The organism is Streptomyces sp. NPDC093568, from assembly GCF_044764945.1.
Taxonomy (GTDB): domain Bacteria; phylum Actinomycetota; class Actinomycetes; order Streptomycetales; family Streptomycetaceae; genus Streptomyces.
Map to the genome: position 1 here is coordinate 282,466 of NZ_JBIWJD010000006.1, position 18,721 is coordinate 301,186.

The 18,721-nt window shown below is 72.6% G+C and carries 18 protein-coding genes; 9 read left to right on the forward strand and 9 right to left on the reverse strand.

The features are described from left to right. Positions 1–87 precede the first annotated feature (87 nt). Both ACIRD7_RS25070 and ACIRD7_RS25075 read left to right on the forward strand, forming a co-directional pair. Entirely contained in the window at positions 88–960 is an 873-nt protein-coding gene (locus ACIRD7_RS25070; protein ID WP_403456958.1) for a GNAT family N-acetyltransferase, read from the forward strand. A gap of 204 nt (positions 961–1,164) precedes the next feature. After that, entirely contained in the window at positions 1,165–2,730 is a 1,566-nt protein-coding gene (locus ACIRD7_RS25075; RefSeq protein WP_403456960.1) for an alpha/beta hydrolase, read from the forward strand. 10 nt (positions 2,731–2,740) lie between these two features. On the opposite strand, the gene ACIRD7_RS25080 is transcribed toward ACIRD7_RS25075, so the two are convergent. Genes ACIRD7_RS25080 through ACIRD7_RS25090 form a run of 3 tightly spaced genes read right to left on the reverse strand, consistent with a single transcriptional unit; the run spans position 2,741 to position 5,072 of the window. Then, on the reverse strand, positions 2,741–3,406 hold the full coding sequence (locus tag ACIRD7_RS25080) for a pyridoxal 5'-phosphate synthase (protein WP_403456962.1): 666 nt from the start codon (positions 3,404–3,406) through the stop codon (positions 2,741–2,743). Between the two features lie 27 nt (positions 3,407–3,433). Next, complete coding sequence (locus ACIRD7_RS25085; protein ID WP_403456964.1) at positions 3,434–3,859, reverse strand: pyridoxamine 5'-phosphate oxidase family protein; 426 nt, start codon at positions 3,857–3,859, stop codon at positions 3,434–3,436. A 34-nt stretch (positions 3,860–3,893) separates the two neighbouring features. Beyond that, a complete protein-coding gene (locus tag ACIRD7_RS25090) occupies positions 3,894–5,072 on the reverse strand; it encodes a thiolase C-terminal domain-containing protein (protein ID WP_403456967.1) in 1,179 nt (392 codons plus the stop codon). 76 nt (positions 5,073–5,148) lie between these two features. Here ACIRD7_RS25090 and ACIRD7_RS25095 point away from each other — a divergent pair, with 76 nt between their 5' ends. Further along, positions 5,149–6,435: an acyl-CoA dehydrogenase family protein gene (locus ACIRD7_RS25095; protein ID WP_403456971.1), complete on the forward strand. Its 1,287-nt coding sequence runs from the start codon at positions 5,149–5,151 to the stop codon at positions 6,433–6,435. Beyond that, the gene (locus tag ACIRD7_RS25100; RefSeq protein ID WP_403456973.1) at positions 6,432–6,917 is read left to right on the forward strand and encodes a nitroreductase/quinone reductase family protein; all 486 of its coding nucleotides are present in this window, start codon (positions 6,432–6,434) and stop codon (positions 6,915–6,917) included. Before ACIRD7_RS25095 ends, ACIRD7_RS25100 begins: the two co-directional genes overlap by 4 nt. A gap of 18 nt (positions 6,918–6,935) precedes the next feature. On the opposite strand, the gene ACIRD7_RS25105 is transcribed toward ACIRD7_RS25100, so the two are convergent. Further along, positions 6,936–7,559: a LysE family translocator gene (locus tag ACIRD7_RS25105; RefSeq protein WP_403456976.1), complete on the reverse strand. Its 624-nt coding sequence runs from the start codon at positions 7,557–7,559 to the stop codon at positions 6,936–6,938. An 82-nt stretch (positions 7,560–7,641) separates the two neighbouring features. On the opposite strand from ACIRD7_RS25105, the gene ACIRD7_RS25110 reads away from it, so the two are divergent. Continuing rightward, the gene (locus tag ACIRD7_RS25110) at positions 7,642–8,094 is read left to right on the forward strand and encodes an Lrp/AsnC family transcriptional regulator (RefSeq protein ID WP_403456979.1); all 453 of its coding nucleotides are present in this window, start codon (positions 7,642–7,644) and stop codon (positions 8,092–8,094) included. Positions 8,095–8,161: 67 nt separating this feature from the next. Here ACIRD7_RS25110 and ACIRD7_RS25115 read toward each other — a convergent pair whose 3' ends face one another. Then, complete coding sequence (locus ACIRD7_RS25115; RefSeq protein ID WP_403456981.1) at positions 8,162–8,809, reverse strand: TetR family transcriptional regulator; 648 nt, start codon at positions 8,807–8,809, stop codon at positions 8,162–8,164. A 122-nt stretch (positions 8,810–8,931) separates the two neighbouring features. Between ACIRD7_RS25115 and ACIRD7_RS25120 the strand changes: the two genes are divergently transcribed. From ACIRD7_RS25120 to ACIRD7_RS25130, 3 genes are all read left to right on the forward strand, one after another. Beyond that, positions 8,932–9,711 carry a VOC family protein gene (locus ACIRD7_RS25120; protein ID WP_403456983.1) on the forward strand — a complete coding sequence of 260 codons (780 nt, stop codon included), beginning with the start codon at positions 8,932–8,934 and terminating at the stop codon, positions 9,709–9,711. 226 nt (positions 9,712–9,937) lie between these two features. Next, entirely contained in the window at positions 9,938–12,304 is a 2,367-nt protein-coding gene (locus ACIRD7_RS25125; RefSeq protein WP_403456986.1) for a PQQ-binding-like beta-propeller repeat protein, read from the forward strand. Positions 12,305–12,560: 256 nt separating this feature from the next. Beyond that, entirely contained in the window at positions 12,561–13,073 is a 513-nt protein-coding gene (locus tag ACIRD7_RS25130) for a hypothetical protein (protein WP_403456989.1), read from the forward strand. A gap of 13 nt (positions 13,074–13,086) precedes the next feature. On the opposite strand, the gene ACIRD7_RS25135 is transcribed toward ACIRD7_RS25130, so the two are convergent. The 3 genes from ACIRD7_RS25135 to ACIRD7_RS25145 are packed head-to-tail and all read right to left on the reverse strand — an operon-like array spanning position 13,087 to position 15,426. After that, positions 13,087–13,857: an enoyl-CoA hydratase/isomerase family protein gene (locus ACIRD7_RS25135; protein WP_403456991.1), complete on the reverse strand. Its 771-nt coding sequence runs from the start codon at positions 13,855–13,857 to the stop codon at positions 13,087–13,089. Further along, on the reverse strand, positions 13,854–14,270 hold the full coding sequence (locus ACIRD7_RS25140) for a Zn-ribbon domain-containing OB-fold protein (RefSeq protein ID WP_403456994.1): 417 nt from the start codon (positions 14,268–14,270) through the stop codon (positions 13,854–13,856). Before ACIRD7_RS25140 ends, ACIRD7_RS25135 begins: the two co-directional genes overlap by 4 nt. Positions 14,271–14,277: 7 nt before the next feature. Beyond that, on the reverse strand, positions 14,278–15,426 hold the full coding sequence (locus tag ACIRD7_RS25145) for a lipid-transfer protein (RefSeq protein ID WP_403456996.1): 1,149 nt from the start codon (positions 15,424–15,426) through the stop codon (positions 14,278–14,280). A gap of 92 nt (positions 15,427–15,518) precedes the next feature. Here ACIRD7_RS25145 and ACIRD7_RS25150 point away from each other — a divergent pair, with 92 nt between their 5' ends. Next, positions 15,519–17,081, forward strand: a complete 1,563-nt coding sequence (locus ACIRD7_RS25150) for a FadD3 family acyl-CoA ligase (RefSeq protein ID WP_403456998.1) — start codon at positions 15,519–15,521, stop codon at positions 17,079–17,081. Between the two features lie 169 nt (positions 17,082–17,250). On the opposite strand, the gene ACIRD7_RS25155 is transcribed toward ACIRD7_RS25150, so the two are convergent. Beyond that, a complete protein-coding gene (locus ACIRD7_RS25155) occupies positions 17,251–18,609 on the reverse strand; it encodes an O-antigen ligase family protein (protein WP_403457001.1) in 1,359 nt (452 codons plus the stop codon). Between the last annotated feature and the right edge of the window lie 112 nt (positions 18,610–18,721).

Below are 18,721 nucleotides of genomic sequence, written 5' to 3' on the forward strand. Positions count from 1 at the left end.
CCCGCCTGAGAGTGGCCTCTTGTGGCGGCTTCGTGTCCGCGAAGGAAAATCGTGCACATCGCCCTCCGGCGCGCGGGATCATGAGCTATGCGTCCGGACGACTGGTACTGCACCCAGGACCTCAGCGGCTTCCTCTCCCATGCCGGCGGCTTCCTGCGCTCGCGCCCCGATCTGCACACCGTCGCCCTGACGGTGACCGAGACGCTGCGGACGGGCGGGCTGCGCGCCTACGGTGACGAGCCGCCCGTCTTCGGCGCGCTGGAGCTGGGCGGGCAGGTGCGGGCGGCCTACTTCCGCACCCCGCCCCACCGGCTGAACGTCACACCCCTCACCCCGCAGGAGGCCGACGCCCTCGCCGCCCACCTGGTCGCCCTCGGCCATCAGGTCCCCGGCGTCGTCGCGGCCCGCGAGACCGCCGAGGCCTTCGCGGCGGCCTGGCGTCGGCACGCGGGCCCGCGGAGCACGGTCGTCCAGCGGCAACGGCTGTACCGGCTGGGGAACTTGACCGTGCCGCAGCCCGTCCCGGCCGGCCGGGCGCGTGTCGCCGGCAAGGAGGACCGGGAACGACTGATCCGCTGGTACGGCGAGTTCGTCGACGCCGTCGGCGACCACGCCGCACGGGACGGCGGCGCCTGGGCCGACTCGCGCATCGCCTACGGGGGCGTCACCTTCTGGGAGGACGAGAGCGGCTCCCCGCTGGCCATGGCCGGGGTGACCCCGATGGTCGCCGGTCAGGTCCGGATCGCCCCCGTCTACACGCCGGCCCATCTGCGCGGACGCGGCTACGCGGGCGCGGCCACCGCGGCGGTCAGCCGGGGCGTGCTCGCCTCCGGGATCCGCGAACTGCTCCTCTTCACGGACCTGGCCAACCAGACCAGCAACAGCCTCTACCAGCGCATCGGATACCGGGCTGTGGCCGACTTCGCCGCGTACGACTTCCGGGCGGCCAGGGGCTTCTAGCCGCGCGTGGCGGCGCCGCCCGACGGGCCCTTCCGAGCAAGACGGCATCAAGCCGGTTCCGGTTGTGCGACTCGGGGACCATCCGGCAGGCCTGCCCGTCCCTCCACGGGCGGATCAATTCCTGTCTCTTCGATGGATTCGCTCAACTCCAGGGCACGAAAGGGTTGGTGCGTCCCATACGCCACCATCCCGAGGACCCCCCACGTGCGAAGCAGTCGAATAGCTACTGTCCTGGCGGTCGGCGCCGTCGCCACCCTGGTGCCCGCGTTCGCACCGGCCACGGCGTCCGCGGCGACGAATCCGCTGGACCAGTACCTGAACCAGAGGCCGGCTTGGCACCGCTGCGACAGAGAGCTGCCGGCCACCTTCCAGTGCGCCACCATCAAGGTGCCGCTCGACTACGGCCACCCCGGCGGCAAGAAGCTCGACCTAGCGATATCCCGGATGAAGACGAGCACCCCGGCCGAGCGGCGCGGTGTGCTGCTGCTCAACCCGGGCGGACCCGGCGGCCCGGGCGCCGACATGCCGCCGTACATGGCGAGCGAGCTGCCGAAGAGCGTGAAGGCCAAGTACGACCTCGTCGGCTTCGACCCGCGCGGCGTCGGCCAGAGCTCGCCCGTCAGCTGCGGGCTGAAGCCCGAGGAGGCGAACATGGAACGGCCGTACAAGGCCGAGACGTTCGCCAAGGACGTGAAGTGGGCACGGACCTTCGCCGAGAAGTGCGACACCAGGCAGGGCGACAAGCTGCGGCACATCACCACCCGCAACACCGCCCGGGACATGGACGTCATCCGGGCCGTGCTCGGCGAGAAGAAGATCTCCTACCTCGGGTACTCGTACGGGACCTACCTCGGCGCGGTCTACACGCAGATGTTCCCCAAGCGCTCCGACCGTATCGTCCTGGACAGTGCCGTCGACCCGGCCCGCGCCTGGCGCGGCATGATCCAGATCTGGGCGGAGGGCACCGAGCCCGCGTTCACCCGCTGGACCGAGTGGACCGCCCAGCGGCACTCCACGTACAAGCTGGGCAAGACGCCCGAGGCGGTCCGCAAGACCTTCTACGACCTGGTCGCCCAGGCCGACCGCAAGCCGATCGAACTGGACGGCATCAAGCTGACCGGTGACGACATCCGCTCCGGCAGCCGGGCCACGTTCTTCAGCGTGCGCGACGCCGCCGAGTCGGTCGTCGAGCTGAAGAGGGCCGCCGCGGGCCGGACCACCTCCGGTGACCGGGAGAGCAGGACCCCCTCGCCGCAGCCGCCGTCGTTCGCCCGCGCCGTGCCCGACGACAACGGCGACGCCGCCTTCTGGTCGGTCGTCTGCGCCGACACCCGCAACTGGCCGCGCGACCCCGAGCGGTACCGCGCCGACGCGATCCGGGACAAGGCCAAGTACCCGCTGTACGGCGACTTCGCGTCCAACATCAAGCCGTGCGCGTTCTGGAAGAAGAACGGCTCCGAGCCCGCCACCAGGATCGACAACAAGGTCGGCGCGCTGATCCTGCAGAACGAGTGGGACTCCCAGACCCCGCTGGCCAGCGGCCAGGGCCTGCGCCGGGTCATGAAGGGCGCGAAGATGGTCACCGTCGCCGGAGGCGTCGGACACGGCATCTACGGCACCAAGTCGTGCGCCGACAAGACGGCCACGGCCTATCTGACCACCGGCAAGCTGCCGGTGAAGGACGTGACCTGCAAGGCCGCTCCGGAAGCGCGCGAGCGCGCCGGCGCCAACCCGCTGCCGCTGCCGACGCCCCCGGGCATCACGGGCTGACGAAGCCCTTCTAGGGCCAGAGCAGTTCCCTGACCCACCCCGGGCCCTCCGCCTCCGTACGGCGATAGAGCAGCCGTACGTGGCGGCGGGCCGCGTCGCCCTGGAAGAACTCCACCTCGTCGGGGCGCAGACGGTAGAGGGTCCAGGACGGGACCGGGGCGTCCGGTTCCTCCTGGGCGCGGTCCCAGGCGGCCTGTGACTCGCGCGCCAACTCCTCCAGCGAGGTGAGGACTTCGCTCTGGCGGCCGGTCAGGGCGGCGGCCAGGGCGCCGGTGGAGCGGGCGTGCAGGTCGGCCTGGGACTCGGCGGACGGGGCCGCCGTGACCGGTCCGCGCACGCGCACCTGGCGGCCCTGGGCGGGCCAGTAGAAGCCGAGGGCCGCGTACGGGCGGGCGGCGAGCTGACGGCCCTTGCGGCTGCCCCGGTGCGTCGCGAAGGACCAGCCGGAGGTGTCGGCGCCGTGCAGCATCACGGTCCGTACGTCCGGCAGGCCCTCCTCGTCCGTCGTGGCCAGGGACATCGTGTGCGGCTCCACCTGCCCGGCCGCCACCGCCTGCGCGAACCAGGCCGTGAAGAGGGCGAGCGGGTCGGCCGGGGCCTCGGCCGGGTCGAAGGCGGGCAGCTCGACGTCCCACACCCGCAGCGACCTCAGCAGCTCATGAAGATCCGTTCCCATGCCCCGATTGTCGCGTGCCGTGCCGACTCACACCTGCCCGAGGTCCGACGAGACCCACCGCTCGGGCCGCATGTGGACGACCACCTGTTCGCCGTGGTTCTTCCAGGCGAAGTCGACGTAGCCGTCGACCTTCTCGGCCGGGAGGTAGCGGGCCGAGATCTCCCGGAGCTGTTCGATCGTGGCGGGGGTCGTCCTGACGATCGGTCCCTCGACGGACACGTAACGGATCGTGGGATCCAGCCGGTCGACCATCAGGGAGAAGCGGCCCGCCGGCTGGATCAGCTGGTTCTTGCGGGAATCCAGGCCCGTCATGATCCATACGTCGCCACCGGGCTCGTACTGGTACCAGATCGGCACGGTCAGCGGAGCGCGACCGGTTCCCGCTTCCACCGCGAGTGCCGCGACATGGGGTTCGGCCAGGAACGCTTCACGCTCTGCGCGGGTCAGGGCCATGGGATGTGTCCTCTCGAACGGCTCGGCGATCGTCTCATTCCCTCGCCAGCACCAACGTCCCCGACGAGCAGAACCATCCCCCCGTCGCCGAAGCCACCCCCAGACGGGGCAGCTCCCCGGGCCCGCCCGGCCCCCACACCTGCCGCTCCCCGCCCTCGCCGCGCAACTGCCGCACCGCCTCCACCAGCAGAAAGAGCCCGCGCATCCCGGGATGCTGGGCGGACAGTCCGCCCCCGTCGGTGTTCACCGGCAGTTCCCCGCCCCGCACCAGCAGCCGCCCCTTCTCCACGAACGGCCCGCCCTCGCCCTTCCCGCAGAAGCCGAGGTCCTCCAGCGTCACCAGGGTCATGTAGGTGAAGGCGTCGTAGATCTGCGCGAAGTCGATCTCCCGCGGCCGCACCCCGGCCCGCTCGAAGGCGAGCCGCCCGCTCACCGCCGCCGGGCCGGTGGTGAAGTCGGGCCACTCGGACATGGCGGCGTGCGAGACGTGCTCCCCGGTGCCGAGCACCCACACGGGCGCGGTACGGCAGTCCCGTACGACCTCCTCGGCGGCCAGCAGCACCGCCGCGCCGCCGTCGGAGCGGATGCAGCAGTGCAGCTTGGTGAAGGGGTCCGCGATCATCGGGCCCGACAGGACGTCGTCCACGGTGATCGGGTCACGGAACATCGCGTCCGGGTTCAGGGCGGCGTTCGACCGGGCCTGGACGGCCACCTCCGCCAGCTGCTCGATCGTCGTGCCGTACTCGACCATGTGGCGGCGGGCGGCCATGGCGTACTTGGCGATCAGGGTGTGGCCGTAGGGCACCTCGAACTGCAGCGGGCCGCGGGAGCCGAAGGAGAGGTTGCCGGTGCGCCGGCCCGCCCTGATGTCGGCGCGTGCCGTCGAGCCGTAGACCAGCAGAACCGCCCTCGCGTGCCCGGCGGCTATCGCGTCCGCCGCGTGGCCCGCCATGACCTCCCAGGTGGCGCCGCCGACGGAGGTGGAGTCGACCCAGGTGGGGCGCAGGCCCAGGTACTCGGCCACCTCGACGGGGGCGAGGGTGCCCAGGCCGGCGGACGCGAAGCCGTCCACCACCTCCCGGCCCAGTCCCGCGTCGGCCAGCGCACGGCGGGCCGCCTGGGCGTGCAGGGCGTACGGCGTCGCGTCGTCCACCCGGCCGCAGTCGGAGAGGGACACTCCGACCACGGCGACTTTCCGGCTCCGGGGAGTCATGAAGGGCCTCCAACGTCTGTGCATCTCGTTCCGGCTTCCCTAATATGACGGGCCGTCAGATACGGAGGGAAGAGTCATGGACGCCAGCCTCACCCCCGAGCAGGACGAGATCCGCCGCGCCCTCCGCGAGCTGCTCCGCGACCGATGCGGCCCGCACGACCTGCGCGCGGCCCTCGACCTCCCGGCCGGCCACGACCCCGCCCTGTGGAGAGCCCTCGCCGAACAGCTCGGCCTGCCCGGGCTCGCCCTCCCCGAGGCATACGGCGGTGTCGGCTGCTCGGCGACCGAACTCGCCCTGGCCTGCGAGGAGGTTGGACGGGCGCTGGCCCCCTCGCCGCTGCTCGCCACCGCCGCACTCGCCGCACCCCTGATCGACGCCCTGGGGACGCAGGCCCAGCGCGCCGAACTCCTGCCCCGCATCGCATCCGGCGCGCTGACCGCCGCCCTCGCGGCCCCCGGCACCGCCCTGGCCGCCGCCCTCGCCCTCACCGGTGACAACGGCGGCGACTGGGCCGGTGGCGGACGGGCCGGGGGCGTGCAGGCGCGGCGGACGGACAGCGGCTGGCGGCTGTACGGACAGGTGGACCAGGTGCTGGACGGGCACAGCGCGGGGCTGCTGGTGGTCGCCGCGCACGCCGGAGGGTTCGCCCGGTCGCGGACGCTGCTGTTCCTGGTGCCGGGGGACGCGGCCGGGGTCGTACGGGTACGGCAGACGGCGCTGGACGCCACACGACCGCAGGGCCGGGTCCAACTGCGGGACGTGGAAGCCGAGTTGCTGGGCGACGAGGACGGCCGGGAGGTCCTGACGACCCTCGCCTCGGTCGGCGACACGGCCGCCGCCGTCCTCGCCTGTGAGGCCGTCGGGGCCGCCGACCGGGCGCTGGAGCGGACGGTGGAGTACGTCGGGCAGCGCGAGCAGTTCGGCCGGACGATCGGTTCCTTCCAGGCGGTGAAGCACCGGCTGGCGGACGTGTACGTGGCAATCCAGGCGGCACGCTCGGCGGCGTATTACGCGGCGTGGGCGACAACGCCCTTAAGGGGCACGGGCAGTATCGATATGCGGCTCCGCCGCGCGGGCGCGACCAGCCCCCACGAACCCGCGGGTAAAGAACAACCCGGCACCACCCCACCCGCGGCGCGCCTCGCCCTCGCACAAGCCCTGGAGGCACTGCACATGGCCTCCGCCGAAGGCATCCAGTTGCACGGCGGCATCGGTTTCACCTGGGAGCACGAGGCGCACCTCTACTTCAAGCGGGCAGCCGGCGACGAACTGCTCTTCGGGCCGGCGCACCGGCTGCGGGCGCACGCGGCCGACGTCGCCCGGCTCTTCGACACGTCGGACACGAAGGAGGTGGCGGTGTGATCGGCGTCCCCGTGGTCGTACGCGCGGTGCAGAAGGTGTCCTCGACCCGCGGCTTCGCCAAGATCGCCCCCCATGTGATCCCGGTGCTCGACCGTGCCGTGCACCGGATCACGCGAGGGAAGGTGCTGCTCAGCGCCCAGATGCTGCCCGGCGTGATCCTGACCTCCACCGGCGCCCGCAGCGGTCTGCCGCGCCGGACACCGCTCGCGTGCATGCCCGAGGAGGACGGCCGCTCCTGGATCCTCGTCGGCTCCAACTTCGGCCGGGAGGGTCACCCGGCCTGGACCCACAACCTCCTCGCCCATCCCGACGCCGAGGTCAGCTGGAAGGGCCGGGACATCCCCGTCACGGCCCGGTTGCTCCAGGGGGAGGAGCGGGCGGCCGTGTGGAAGACCGCGCTGGGGTTCTGGCCGCCGTACGCGACGTATCAGGCGCGGGTGGAGCGGGAGATCCGGCTCTTCAGGATCGTCCGCAGGCCATAGCCTGGCCGGGGGGCCAGGTCACAGCGTGGCGAGGCGCTGGACCAGGAGGAACGCGCCGATCCCCAGCATCGCCGCCCCCGACGTGCGGGTGACCGCGCGGGCGGCCGCCGGGCGGGCGGCGAGGACAGCGCGGGACGCCAGGCCCACCGTGAGGTAGACGGCGGCGCAGCAGGCCATGTGGAGCAGGCCGAGTACGGCCGTCTGGGCGGGGACCGGCAAGTGGTCGCCCTTCGTCACCAGGAACTGCGGCAGCACCGAGAGGTAGAGCAGCAGGCCCTTGGGGTTCAGGCCGCTGATCGTGGCGCCGCGCAGGAACACCCGGGCCGGGCTCGCCGCCACCGTCTCCTCGGCCGCGCCCGGGGTGCCCGGGCGGCGCAGCACGCCCCACCCCAGCCACACCAGGTACGCGGCGCCGGCGGCGGTCAGCGCGGTCAGCAGGCCCGGCTCGCTCGCCACCAGCACCGCGAGGCCCGCCACCGCGAGGACGGTGTGCAGCGCGTACCCGGCGACCAGGCCCGCCACCGCCGTCACGGCCGAGCGGTCGCGCAGGCCCGCGGAGATCGCGTACGCCCAGTCGGCACCCGGTACGCAGACGAGGAGCAGGTCGATGGCGAGGAAGGAGAGCAGCAGTCCGGAGTCCATGGTGGGGACATTAGGCGAGAATGGCCCGAAAATGTTGTCGAAGTTTGCCCATGATCTCGGATTGTGGGGGAAGATTTCCCTCATGGATGACGTGGACAGAAAGATTCTTGCCGAGCTCCAGCAGGATGGGCGGCTGACCGTGACCGAGCTGGCCGCGCGGGTGCGGCTGAGCGTCTCGCCGTGCCACCGGCGGCTGCGGGAACTGGAGCGGTCGGGCGCGATCAGTGGCTATCGGGCGGTCGTCGACCCGGGTGCCGTCGGGCTGAACTTCGAGGCGCTGGTCTTCGTCTCCATGCGGCAGGAGGACCGCGACACGGTCGCCGAGTTCGAGCGGGCCATCGCGGACGTCCCCGAAGTCCTGGACGCGCAACGGCTGTTCGGCGAGCCCGACTACCTGCTGCGGGTCGCCACCGCCGACCTCGCCGCCTTCCAGCGGCTGTACGACGAGCGGCTGGCGACACTGCCGGGGGTGCAGCGCCTCACGTCGACGCTGGTGATGAAGCACGTCGTACGGGACCGTCCGCTGCCCGCATAGCACGGCAGGCGGCGGCCCACGTCGGGTGAGCCACCGCCTGCCAGACAGGACTTGATCAATCAGGGAGCTATTTCGTCGGCTTCTTGCCGGTCACGCCCAGGTGCACCAACAGCGCCAGGTTCGGCTTCAGTTCGGCCTGCTTGACGCCCCAGGTCTGGAAGCCCTTCTGGTGCGAGGCCACCGCAGCGAGCATCGCGACGATCGAACCCGCGACCGCGGCCGGGTTGACGTCCTTGTCGACCTTGCCCTTGGCCTGCAACTGCGTGACCGCCTCGGCCAGGGAGTTGTTGACGGAGTTCAGGATCTTCATGCGGATCTTGTAGAACCGCTTGTCGCCCTCGGAGGCGCCGAGGTCGACGACCCGGAGGATCGCGTCGTTCCTGCGCCAGAACTCCAGGAAGCCGTCGACGAGTTCCTGGGCCGTCTGCCAGCCGGCCTTGCCGACCCAGCTGCGGCCCTCGACGAGCTCGGTCAACCCGGCGCCCTCCGTGGCCATTTGCTCGGCGATCTCCAGGACGGCGCCCTCGACGTCCGGGAAGTACTGGTAGAAGGTCGCGGGCGAAGTGCCCGCCTTCCGGGCGACATCGATGACTTTGACGTCCCGGTACGGGGAGGAGCTGAGCATCTCGCTGAGGCAGTCGAGCAGCTTCTGCCGGGTCGCCTGCCCACGCCGGCCGGCCACACGGCCGTCGACGGTACGCACTTGTCCTGTCATGCCGTCAGCTTACCGAGGCGTGATCGGGGCGCGATTCGGCCGACTGCAAATGGGGTGCACGAGCACCGCGAGGCTGGTGTGCCTGGTCTGCGCGGTGCGCGGGACGCCGTTACTTTTGCCGCATGGCCGAAAACAGGGCATCCGTGAACGGAACGGGATACACAGAGGGCGTCCCGTGCTGGGTGGAGGCGCAGCTTCCCGATGTGGCGGCGGGCAGGCGCTTCTACGGCGACCTCTTCGGGTGGGACTTCGAGGAGGCGTACGACTCCACCGTCTGGGCCCGCCTGGACGGCGACCGGGTCGCCGCGCTCTCGCGCAAGACGGACGGGCGGATGCCCACCGTGTGGACGGTGTACTTCGCGACCCCGGACGCGGCGGCGCTGGCCGGGCGCATCCGGGCGGCCGGGGGGCAGGTCGTCACCCCGCCCGGGGAGGTCGGGGCGGGGCTGGGGGCGGCCGCGCTGGTCACCGACCCCGAGGGGGCCGTCTTCGGGCTGTGGCAGGCGCGGGAGCACACCGGCTTCGGGCGCCGGCACGAGGTCGGAACCTTCGGCTGGGCCGAGCTGTACGCGCGGGACACCGAGGTCGCCAACGACTTCTACGGAGAGCTCTTCCACGACGCCCTGTTCGGGCCGGAGGCCGAGCCGGACTTCGGGCGGGCGGCCGTCGGGGAGGTGTTCCCGGCGATGATGCCGCCGCACTTCGTCGTCCACTTCCGGGTGGCGGACTGCGCGGAGACCCTCGCCGCGGTGAACCGGCTCGGCGGCCGGGTGCAGGTCCCGCCCTTCGAAACGTCGTACGGCACGGTCGCGGTCGTCACCGACAATCAGGGGGCGTCCTTCGCGGTTCTGGAGCGCCGAGTGGAACCCGCGGGGAGCCGAGTGGAACCCGCGGGGGGCTGACCGCACTCTTATCCCCGGCGTCCCACTATGCGAACCGGCGCTTTCCGGGTGTGCCGGGGTGTGGTTTTGTCCCAAGACACCCCGTTCCGCCCTCGGGTTCGCAACCACGCCCCAGGACAGGAAGAATCGGGGTGCGTGCCGCCAAGGCGGTGCGGTGGTGAGACGCTGCACGGGGTCGCGTACATATGTGGGTGGACGGGGCCCGTACGGGGAGGTGGCAGGCAGAGTGGTGGATCAGCTGACGCAGCACGATCCGCGCAGGATCGGGCCGTTCGAGGTGCTCGGACGGCTGGGCGCCGGCGGTATGGGTCTGGTCTATCTGGCGCGCTCGGCTTCGGGCCGGCGCGTGGCGATCAAGACGGTCCGTACGGAACTCGCCGAGGACCAGCTGTTCCGCGTCCGCTTCACGCGTGAGGTGGAGGCGGCCCGGGCGGTCTCCGGCTTCTACACGGCCGCGGTCGTCGACGCCGACCCGCGCGCCGCCGTGCCGTGGCTGGCCACCGCGTACGTCCCCGCGCCCTCCCTCGAGGAGATAGTGAACGAGTGCGGGCCGCTGCCGGCCCAGGCCGTGCGCTGGCTGGCGGCGGGCGTCGCCGAGGCGCTCCAGTCGATCCACGGCGCCGGGCTCGTGCACCGCGACCTGAAGCCGTCCAACGTGCTCGTGGTCGAGGACGGCCCCCGCGTCATCGACTTCGGTATCGCCTCCGGCGTGTCGAACACGCGTTTGACGATGACCAACGTCGCCGTCGGCACCCCCGCCTACATGTCGCCGGAGCAGGCGAAGGACTCCCGCAGCGTGACCGGCGCGAGCGACGTCTTCTCGCTCGGCTCGATGCTGGTGTTCGCCGCCACCGGACACCCCCCGTTCCACGGCGCCAACCCGGTCGAGACGGTCTTCATGCTGCTGCGCGAGGGCCCCGACCTCGAAGGCCTCCCCGACGAGCTGCGCCCGCTCATCGAGTCCTGTATGCAGATGGAGGCCACCGGCCGCCCCAACCCGGCCGACCTCCAGGCCCAGCTCGCCCCTCACCTCTTCGGCTCCGGCTCCGACGACAGCGGTACGGCGTCCGCGTGGCTGCCCGAGCGCGCGGTCGGCCTGATCGAGTCGCGCCGGGGCGGCCGCCCCGCGGCCAAGCCCTCGCCGGCCTCCGGCCGCAGCGGCGGCCGGCTCGCCCCGGCGCCCGTGCCGCCCCCGCCCTCGCACGACCCGGTGGTCCCGCAGCCCGCGCCCGTCCCGGTCGGCGCTCCTGACACCGGCCCCGTCCGGCTGGCCGGCGCCGCGGTCCCGATCGGCCCCGGCCCCCGGGTCGCCGACGCCCGCGCCGCCGCCCTCCAGGCCCCCTCGCCCGAGGCCGGCCTGGTCGCCTCCTGGTCCAAGCCCCGGCCCGGCGTCAACGGCACGGACCCCGCCGTGGGCCCGGCCGTACCGGCACCGCCGCCCGCGCACCCGGAGCCGGCGGCCGGCTGGCGGCCCTGGCGTTTCCGCATGTCGAACGACGTCTGGGGCACCCCTTCCGTCGCCGAGGACCTCGTCTACGTCACCTCCTTCGAGGTGCACGCGCTCGACGTGGCCACCGGCCGGCGCCGCTTCAAGACGCGGGACGTGGCCTGGTCGATGGCGGTCGCGGACGGCCGTATCCACGCCTCCGACGGGCCGACCCTGTTCGCCCTGGAGTGCCGCGAGGGCGCGGACCTGTGGCGGCTCCAGACGGACGCCTGGGTGTACTCCCTCAAGGCCGAGCGGGGCACGGTCGTCACCGGCACGCGCGGCGGCGGCGTCCAGGCCTGGGAGGCCTCGAACGGCCAGAAGCTGTGGGAGATCACCGGCGCGCAGACCGACTTCGAGTCCCCGGAGGCCGGCCCCGCGCTGTACGACGGCACGGTGTACGTCTGGCAGGACGCCCGGCTGAAGGCCCTGGACGCCCGGACCGGCGAGGAGCGCTGGTCGTACCCGATCGGGGACGCCGCCTCCTGCGGCGGGGTGCCGGTGCGGGTGGCGCAGGCGCACGACGGCCATGTGTACGTCTCCGCCGGAACGCGGGTGCTCGCCCTCGACGTGATGAGCGGGCGGGTGCGCTGGCACTTCGAGGCCCCGGCGGTCTTCCTGTGCCCGCCGACCTTCGTGCCGGGTCCGGCGGTGACCGGCGGCGGGGTGTACCTCGCCGACTACCTCGGCACGGTCTACGCCCTGGACGCCACCGACGGCCGCGACCGCTGGCGCATCGCCACCGAGTCCCGGTCCTCGATCGAGCCGGTGCTGGTGGCCGCGGGCCATGTGCACGTCGGCAGCGGCAAGGGCCTGTACACGCTGGACGCGGTCACCGGGACGCCGAAGTGGCGCTTCCAGTCGGGCGGCGACATCGTGGGCGCCCCGGCGGTCGCGGAGGGCCGGATCCACTTCGGGTCGACCGACCATCTGCTGTACACCCTGAAGGCCGACGACGGCCGGCTCAGATGGAAGCTCGCCACCGGCGGCGAGATCACCGGCTCCCCGGTGGTCAAGGACGGGGTCGTGTACGCGTGCAGCAAGGACCGCTGTGTGTACGCGCTGGACGCGGAGAAGGGCACCGGCACGGCGCGCTCCGCTGGGTAGTGCCGCGTGGTGTGGTTGTTGGCCGCGGCGCCGTCGTGGCTGGTCGCGCAGTTCCCCGCGCCCCTTCGGGGCGTTGCCCCCAGGTGTGTGACGGCCGTCGTGCCGGTCGCACGGAAGGGGTTCCGGACGGCGGCCGTCCCAGGGGAGCGGCCTTCACCGCTCTTACACGAGACGCTACGCCGGGTGAGCGCTTGCCGCCATGCGGCCGCTGCTAACGTGACGTGCTCACGATCACGACAACGGGGGTTGATTCGCCGTGCAGCTTCGCCATGTCCGCGCTGTGGCCGTTTTCGTCGGAGTAGTCGTCGCCCTGACGGGCGCCCGGCACTCCGGCGGAGGCGGCTGTGACAGCAGCTCGAACTCCAGCAGCTCGTCGAGTGGTTCGGGCGGCAACTACGGCGGCAGCACCCATTACGACGACGATGACGACTATGACACGGGGTCGTCCTCGGGTGGGGGCGCGCAGACGAGCGAGGGGCCGGCCGCGGAGGACACCGGGGACGTGCGGATCGAGGAGTGCGAGTACGACGCGGCCAAGGGGCTCGTCGCGCGGGTCCGCGCCGCCAACAGCAGCGCGACCACGACGTATTCCTACACCTTCACCGTCACCTTCAAGGACTCGGCCGGCACGACTCTGGACACCGCCACCTCCGGAATCCTGACCGTCGACGCGGGCGCCAGCGAGACCACCGACGTCGTCGCCCGGAAGAGCGCCTCCGGCGGCACCTGCGAGCTGAGCGACGCCCTGCGCATGTCCGACTCGTACTAGGACAGGGCCTGGTTCACCGGGTCCTGAACGCGCGGCCCCGCGCCCGGAACAGCTCCGCCTGCCGCTCGCCCGGCAGGTTCCCGAGCGCGATCAGGTGGGGGGCCTGGGCGAACGCCTGGGCCAGGGCGGCCTCCCTGGCCGCCCACAGCGCCCGTACCGTCCCCTGCACACCCTCCGCCGGATACCCGGCGATGACGGTCGCGCAGGCGACGGCGGCCGCCAGCGCCCCACCGGACTCGGTGACTTCCGAGACCAGCCCGATCTCATGGGCCCGCCGCGCCGACAGCCGCTCGGCGCTGCCCATGAGCGCCATCCGCGCGGCCTCCCCGTACGGCATGCGCAGCGCCATCAGCATCGACTCGTAGGCGCTGACCATGCCGTAGGTGGTGTGCGGGTCGAAGAAGGCGGCGGTCGGGTCGGCGATGACGAAGTCCGCCTCGCCGAGGAGGTAGAAGGCGCCCCCGCAGGCCATGCCCCGCACGGCGGCGACGACCGGTTTCCACAGGTCGTTGGATTTCGGTCCGACCCGCAGCAGCGGATCGTCCGTCATATATGGCGAGCCCGGCTGCGGGACCACGGCGTCCCGGTCGAGGCCGGTGCAGAAGGCCCGTTCCCCGGCGCCGGTCAGGACGACGGCCCGTACGGTGTCGTCGAACCGCATCTCCCGCCAGGCCGCGACGAGTTCGTCCCGCATCGCGAGGTCGATGGCGTTGAGACGCTCGGGCCGGTCGAGGGTGACGACGGCGACGCCGGTGTCCTTGTCGGTCGTGACACCGAGGCTCATGGCCGCTCCAGGACCCACTGGGGCAGCCCGCTCCCGCCGAAGACGGCCTGGACCTTGGCGCCGATGCGGATCCGGTCCGGGGGGACGGAGTTCAGGGGCGCGTCGGGGCCGGTGACGAGGTTGCCGACGAGGCGGATGCGGGGCGCGTCGGTGAGTTCCACGACGACGACGTTGTACGGCGCCTGCTCCGCGTAGTCGGCGAGGAGCGGCGGGTGGGGGACGACGTACGACCAGATCCGGCCGTGGCCGCCGACCTGCCGCCACTCGCTCGCGAAGGACTGGCAGTGCGGGCAGCAGGGGCGGGGCGGGAAGCGGGCCTCGCCGCAGTCGGCGCAGGACTGGACGCGCAGCTCGCCGTGTGCCGCGTACTGCCAGAAGGGGGCGCCGTCGGCGTCGGTGACGGGGGAGAGCATCCTTCGATCAACTCCTCAGGAGCAGCGCGGAGGTGGGGACGCCTTCGCCGGCGGTGACGAGGCAGGTGGCGGCGCCGGGGACCTGGGCGGTGCTGGTGCCGCGGAGCTGTTTGACGCCCTCGTTGACGAGGTTGAAGCCGTGCACGTAGGCCTCGCTGAGCCCGCCGCCCCCGGTGTTGATCGGCAGCGGCCCGCCGATCTCGAGGGCGCCCCCTTCCGTGAACGCCCCGCCCTCGCCCCGCCCGCAGAAGCCGTACCCCTCCAGCGAGAGCGGTATGAGTGCCGTGAACGCGTCGTAGATCTGGGCGACGTCCACATCCTGTGGAGTGAAGTCGGCGTGTTTCCACAGATGGCGGGCGGCGGTCCAGGCGGGCCCGGTGAGCGGGTCGTCGTTCCAGTAGTTGACCATGCCGTGGTGCTGGGCGGGCAGACCCTGGGCGGCGGAGTGGACGTACACGGGCGTGTGGCGGCAGTCGCGGGCGCGCTCCCGGCTGACGACCACGCAGGCCAGCGCCCCGTCGGTCTCCAGGCAGTTGTCGAAGAGGCAGAGCGGCTCGCTGATCCACCGGGAGGTCATGTACATCTCGCGGGTCAGGGGCCGCTCGTACATGATCGCGTCCGGGTTCTGGTTGGCGCGGTTGCGGCAGGCGAGGGCGACGTTGAAGAGGTGGTCGCGCGTCGCGCCGTACTCGTGCATGTAGCGGCGCGTGAGCATGGCGATCTCGTCGACGGGACGCAGGAGGCCGTACGGCCTGGTCCACTGGGCCGGGGTGGGTAGTTGGGCGGTGGTGTTGCGCCAGGGCCGGGGCCCGCTGCCGCGCTTGCGGGACCGCCAGGCGACGCCGACCGAGGCCTGGCCGGTGGCGATGGCCGCCGCGAGATGCGCGACCGTGGCGCACGAACCGCCGCCTCCGTAGCCGACCTTGCTGAAGAAGGTGAGGTCGCCGAAGCCGACCGCCTTCGCGAGCTCGACCTCGTCGGTCTCCTCCATGGTGTAGGAGGCGACGGCGTCGACCTCGCCGGGGGCGATGCCGGCGTCGTCGAGGGCCGCGAGCACGGCCCGGCAGGCGAGCGTCTTCTCGTCCTCGGGGAGGTGCTTGGCGAAGGGGGTCTGACCTATGCCGACGATGGCGGTTGCGTCCTTGAGTCCGGCCATGCGCACACCTCCACGCTGCTGAAGGGCTGCTGACAGGCCGTCAGGGTACAGCTAATCTGACGGGTAGTCAGCTACGAGTCGGGAGGTGTGCTGTGCGCGGTGATCTGGAGTGGGGCAGCATTCCGGGACTGGTCCGATCCGCGGCCGAGCGGTACGCGGACACCGAGGCGGTGGTCGAGGGCCGTACCCGGATCTCGTACGCCGAACTCGGCGCCCGCGTCGAGCGCTCGGCGGCGGCGTGCCTGGCGGGCGGCATCGAGCCGGGCGACCGGGTCGCCATCTGGGCGCCGAACACGCTGGACTGGATCGTGGCGGCGCTCGGCGCGGTGTCGGCGGGGGCGGTGCTGGTGCCGCTGAACACGCGCTTCAAGGGCGGGGAGGCGGCCGATGTGCTGCGCCGGAGCGGGGCGCGGCTGCTCTTCGTGACCGGCACGTTCCTCGGGACGTCGTACGTGGCGTCGCTGCGGCGGGCCGTCGCCGAGGGGCCCGGACTGCCGGAGCTGGAGCAGGTGGTGGTGCTGTCGGACGACGCCCCCGCCGACTTCCGCACCTGGAAGGACTTCCTGGCGGGCGGGGACGCGGTGTCCGGGGCCGAGGTGCGGGCACGGGCCGAGGCCGTCGAGGGCTCCTGGCCGTCGGACCTCGTCTTCACCTCCGGTACGACGGGCCGTCCGAAGGGTGCGGTGATCACGCACGCGCAGACGCTGCGGGCGTACGAGGTGTGGAGCGACCTGGCGGGTCTGCGGCAGGGGGACCGCTACCTGATCGTGAACCCCTTCTTCCACACCTTCGGCTACAAGGCCGGGGTGATCGCCTGCCTGATGCGGGGCGCGACGATGATCCCCCAGCCGGTGTTCAACGTGAACACGGCCCTGGCGAACATCGCGGCGGAGCGGGTGTCGGTGCTGCCGGGCCCGCCGACGCTGCACCAGTCGCTGCTGGACCACCCGGCGCGTGACGCGCACGACCTCTCGGCGCTGCGGCTGGTGGTGACCGGCGCGGCGGTCGTGCCGCTGCGGCTGGTGGAACGGCTGCGCGGGGAGCTGGGCGTGGAGACGGTCCTGACGGCGTACGGCCTGTCGGAGGCCAGCGGCATCGTGACGATGTGCCGGCGCGGCGACGACCCGTCGGTCATCGCGTCGACGTCGGGCCGCGCGATACCGGGCACGCAGGTGCGCGTGGAGGCGCCGCCCGGCGAGCCCGGCGAGGTCCTGGTCCGCGGCTTCAACGTCATGCGGGGCTACTACGAGGACGAGGCGGCCACGGCCGAGGTGCTGACGGAGGACGGCTGGCTGCGCACCGGGGACGTGGGCGTACTGGACGACGGCGGCAACCTCCGCATCACCGACCGCATCAAGGACATGTTCATCGTCGGCGGCTTCAACGCCTATCCGGCCGAGATAGAGCAGATGCTGGGCCTGCACCCCGATGTCGCGGACGTCGCGGTGATCGGCGTACCGGACCCGCGGCTCGGCGAGGCCGGCAAGGCGTTCGTGGTGCGCCGCCCCGGGTCGGTGCTGACCGGGGACGACCTGATCGCGTGGGCACGCCGGGAGATGGCCAACTACAAGGTCCCACGGTCCGTGGAGTTCCTCGGCGAACTCCCGCGCAACGCCGGCGGGAAGGTGGTCAAGGGGGAGCTGCGCAGGCGCTGATCGGGCCGGGGGGAGCTGGGCGGGGGTGGGCCGGGCTGGCTGGTGTGGCGTCAGGTTCGTGGGGCCTCAGCCACGACCATTCGAAGGCGAACCAGAGGGCGCGGGATGCCGGTGGAAGGGTGGTCTGGGGGAGCTGCGAGGGCGCTGAGCAGGGCGGGGCCGGTGGCCGTCAGCCGGCTGTGGTGACGCGTTGGGGGCCGTGGCGGGGGCGCTTGAGTTGGGTGGGGATAGGGGTGGGGCGGGTCTCCGTGGTGCGGCGCCAGGTGCTCGGGGCCTCGGCCATGACCAGTGCCAGGGTGTACCAGAGCAGGGCGTCGATCCGGTCCAGGTTGGCCGGGTGGTCCATCATGCTCATCAGGAAGAAGCCGGTGAGGGCCGCGAGGCCCACGGTTCCGGTCACCGACTTCGCGCGGGCGGCGCGGGCCGCGCAGGACACGGCGACCACGGCGACGGCGGTGATGGCGAGCAACCCGAGCGGGCCGGCCTCCACCAGCCAGTTCAGCCACATGTTGTGGGCGTGGACGAAGGTACGGTCGCCGGGCGCGGCGGCCGATATGACGACGCCGGAGCGGCCGAGGCCGACGCCCAGCGGGTTGTCGGCGGCCAGGCGGAGCGCCGCCTCCCAGGCCTGACCCCGCACGCCCAGCGAGTTCCCGGCCCGGGACACCGCCCAGATGGCGCCGGCCGCGCCGAGCAGGGCGAGGGTGCCGAGGGCGGTGAACAGCCGGCGTTGCGTGCGGTCGGCGATCCGCGGAGCCAGCCAGTAGGCGCCGACGAGGACGAGCAGGCCGGCGGCGCCTGCGACGTACCCGGCGCGCGAGAAGGTGGTGAGCAGCGCCCCGTACCCGGTCACCACGAGCACGACGACCGCCGTACGGGCCGTGCGCTCGTCCACGCACACGGCGGCGAGCAGCGCGAACGGCAGGAGCAGCACCAGGAAGGCGGCCAGCAGGTTCGGGTTGGAGAAGGTGCCGGTGGCGCGGATGAGGACGCCGTCGCCGCCCGCGTCACAGGCGACGTCGGTGAGCAGGCCGGTGCGGCAGAACCCGGTCGGGGTCTCGTTGGTCACCTGGGAGAAGGCGCTGGTGGCGGCCGCCGCGACGCCCGTCAGGGCGAGCAGGCCGAGGGCGCGCCACGACTCGGGCTGGGTGCGGCGCACGCCTATGACCAGGTAGTAGCAGACGACGACGGTCAGCAGGCCGCGCAGCGGAGCGGTGGGGTGCCCGCCGCGGTACGTCGCCATCGCGGCGGCCGCGACGAGCAGCCCGACGGGCAGGTCCAGCCGGGTCCGGAAGTCCCGCAGCCGGGCGCGCGGCCGGCCGCGGACGGGGACGACGAGGGCGAGGAGCCCGAGCAGCAGCGCGAGCCGCGTCGGCGTGAGGATCCCCGCGAGCGGGTCGTCGGGGAAGAAGTCGGTGGCGGAGTCGAGCAGCACCACGGCCGCCGCGCCCAGCGGGACGAACTGCACGAACCTGACGGTCGCCGAGGCCTGTCCGGGGCCCGCCGCCGCGCTCTGCTCGGATGCCATGACACCCGAGCGTGGCTCCCGGGTGCGACATCCGGGTGTCGGGCGGGGGAACGGTGCGCAGAGGCTGTGGGGCCGCGCTGTTGCGCGCGCCTCACGGCGCCGGGACGCGAGC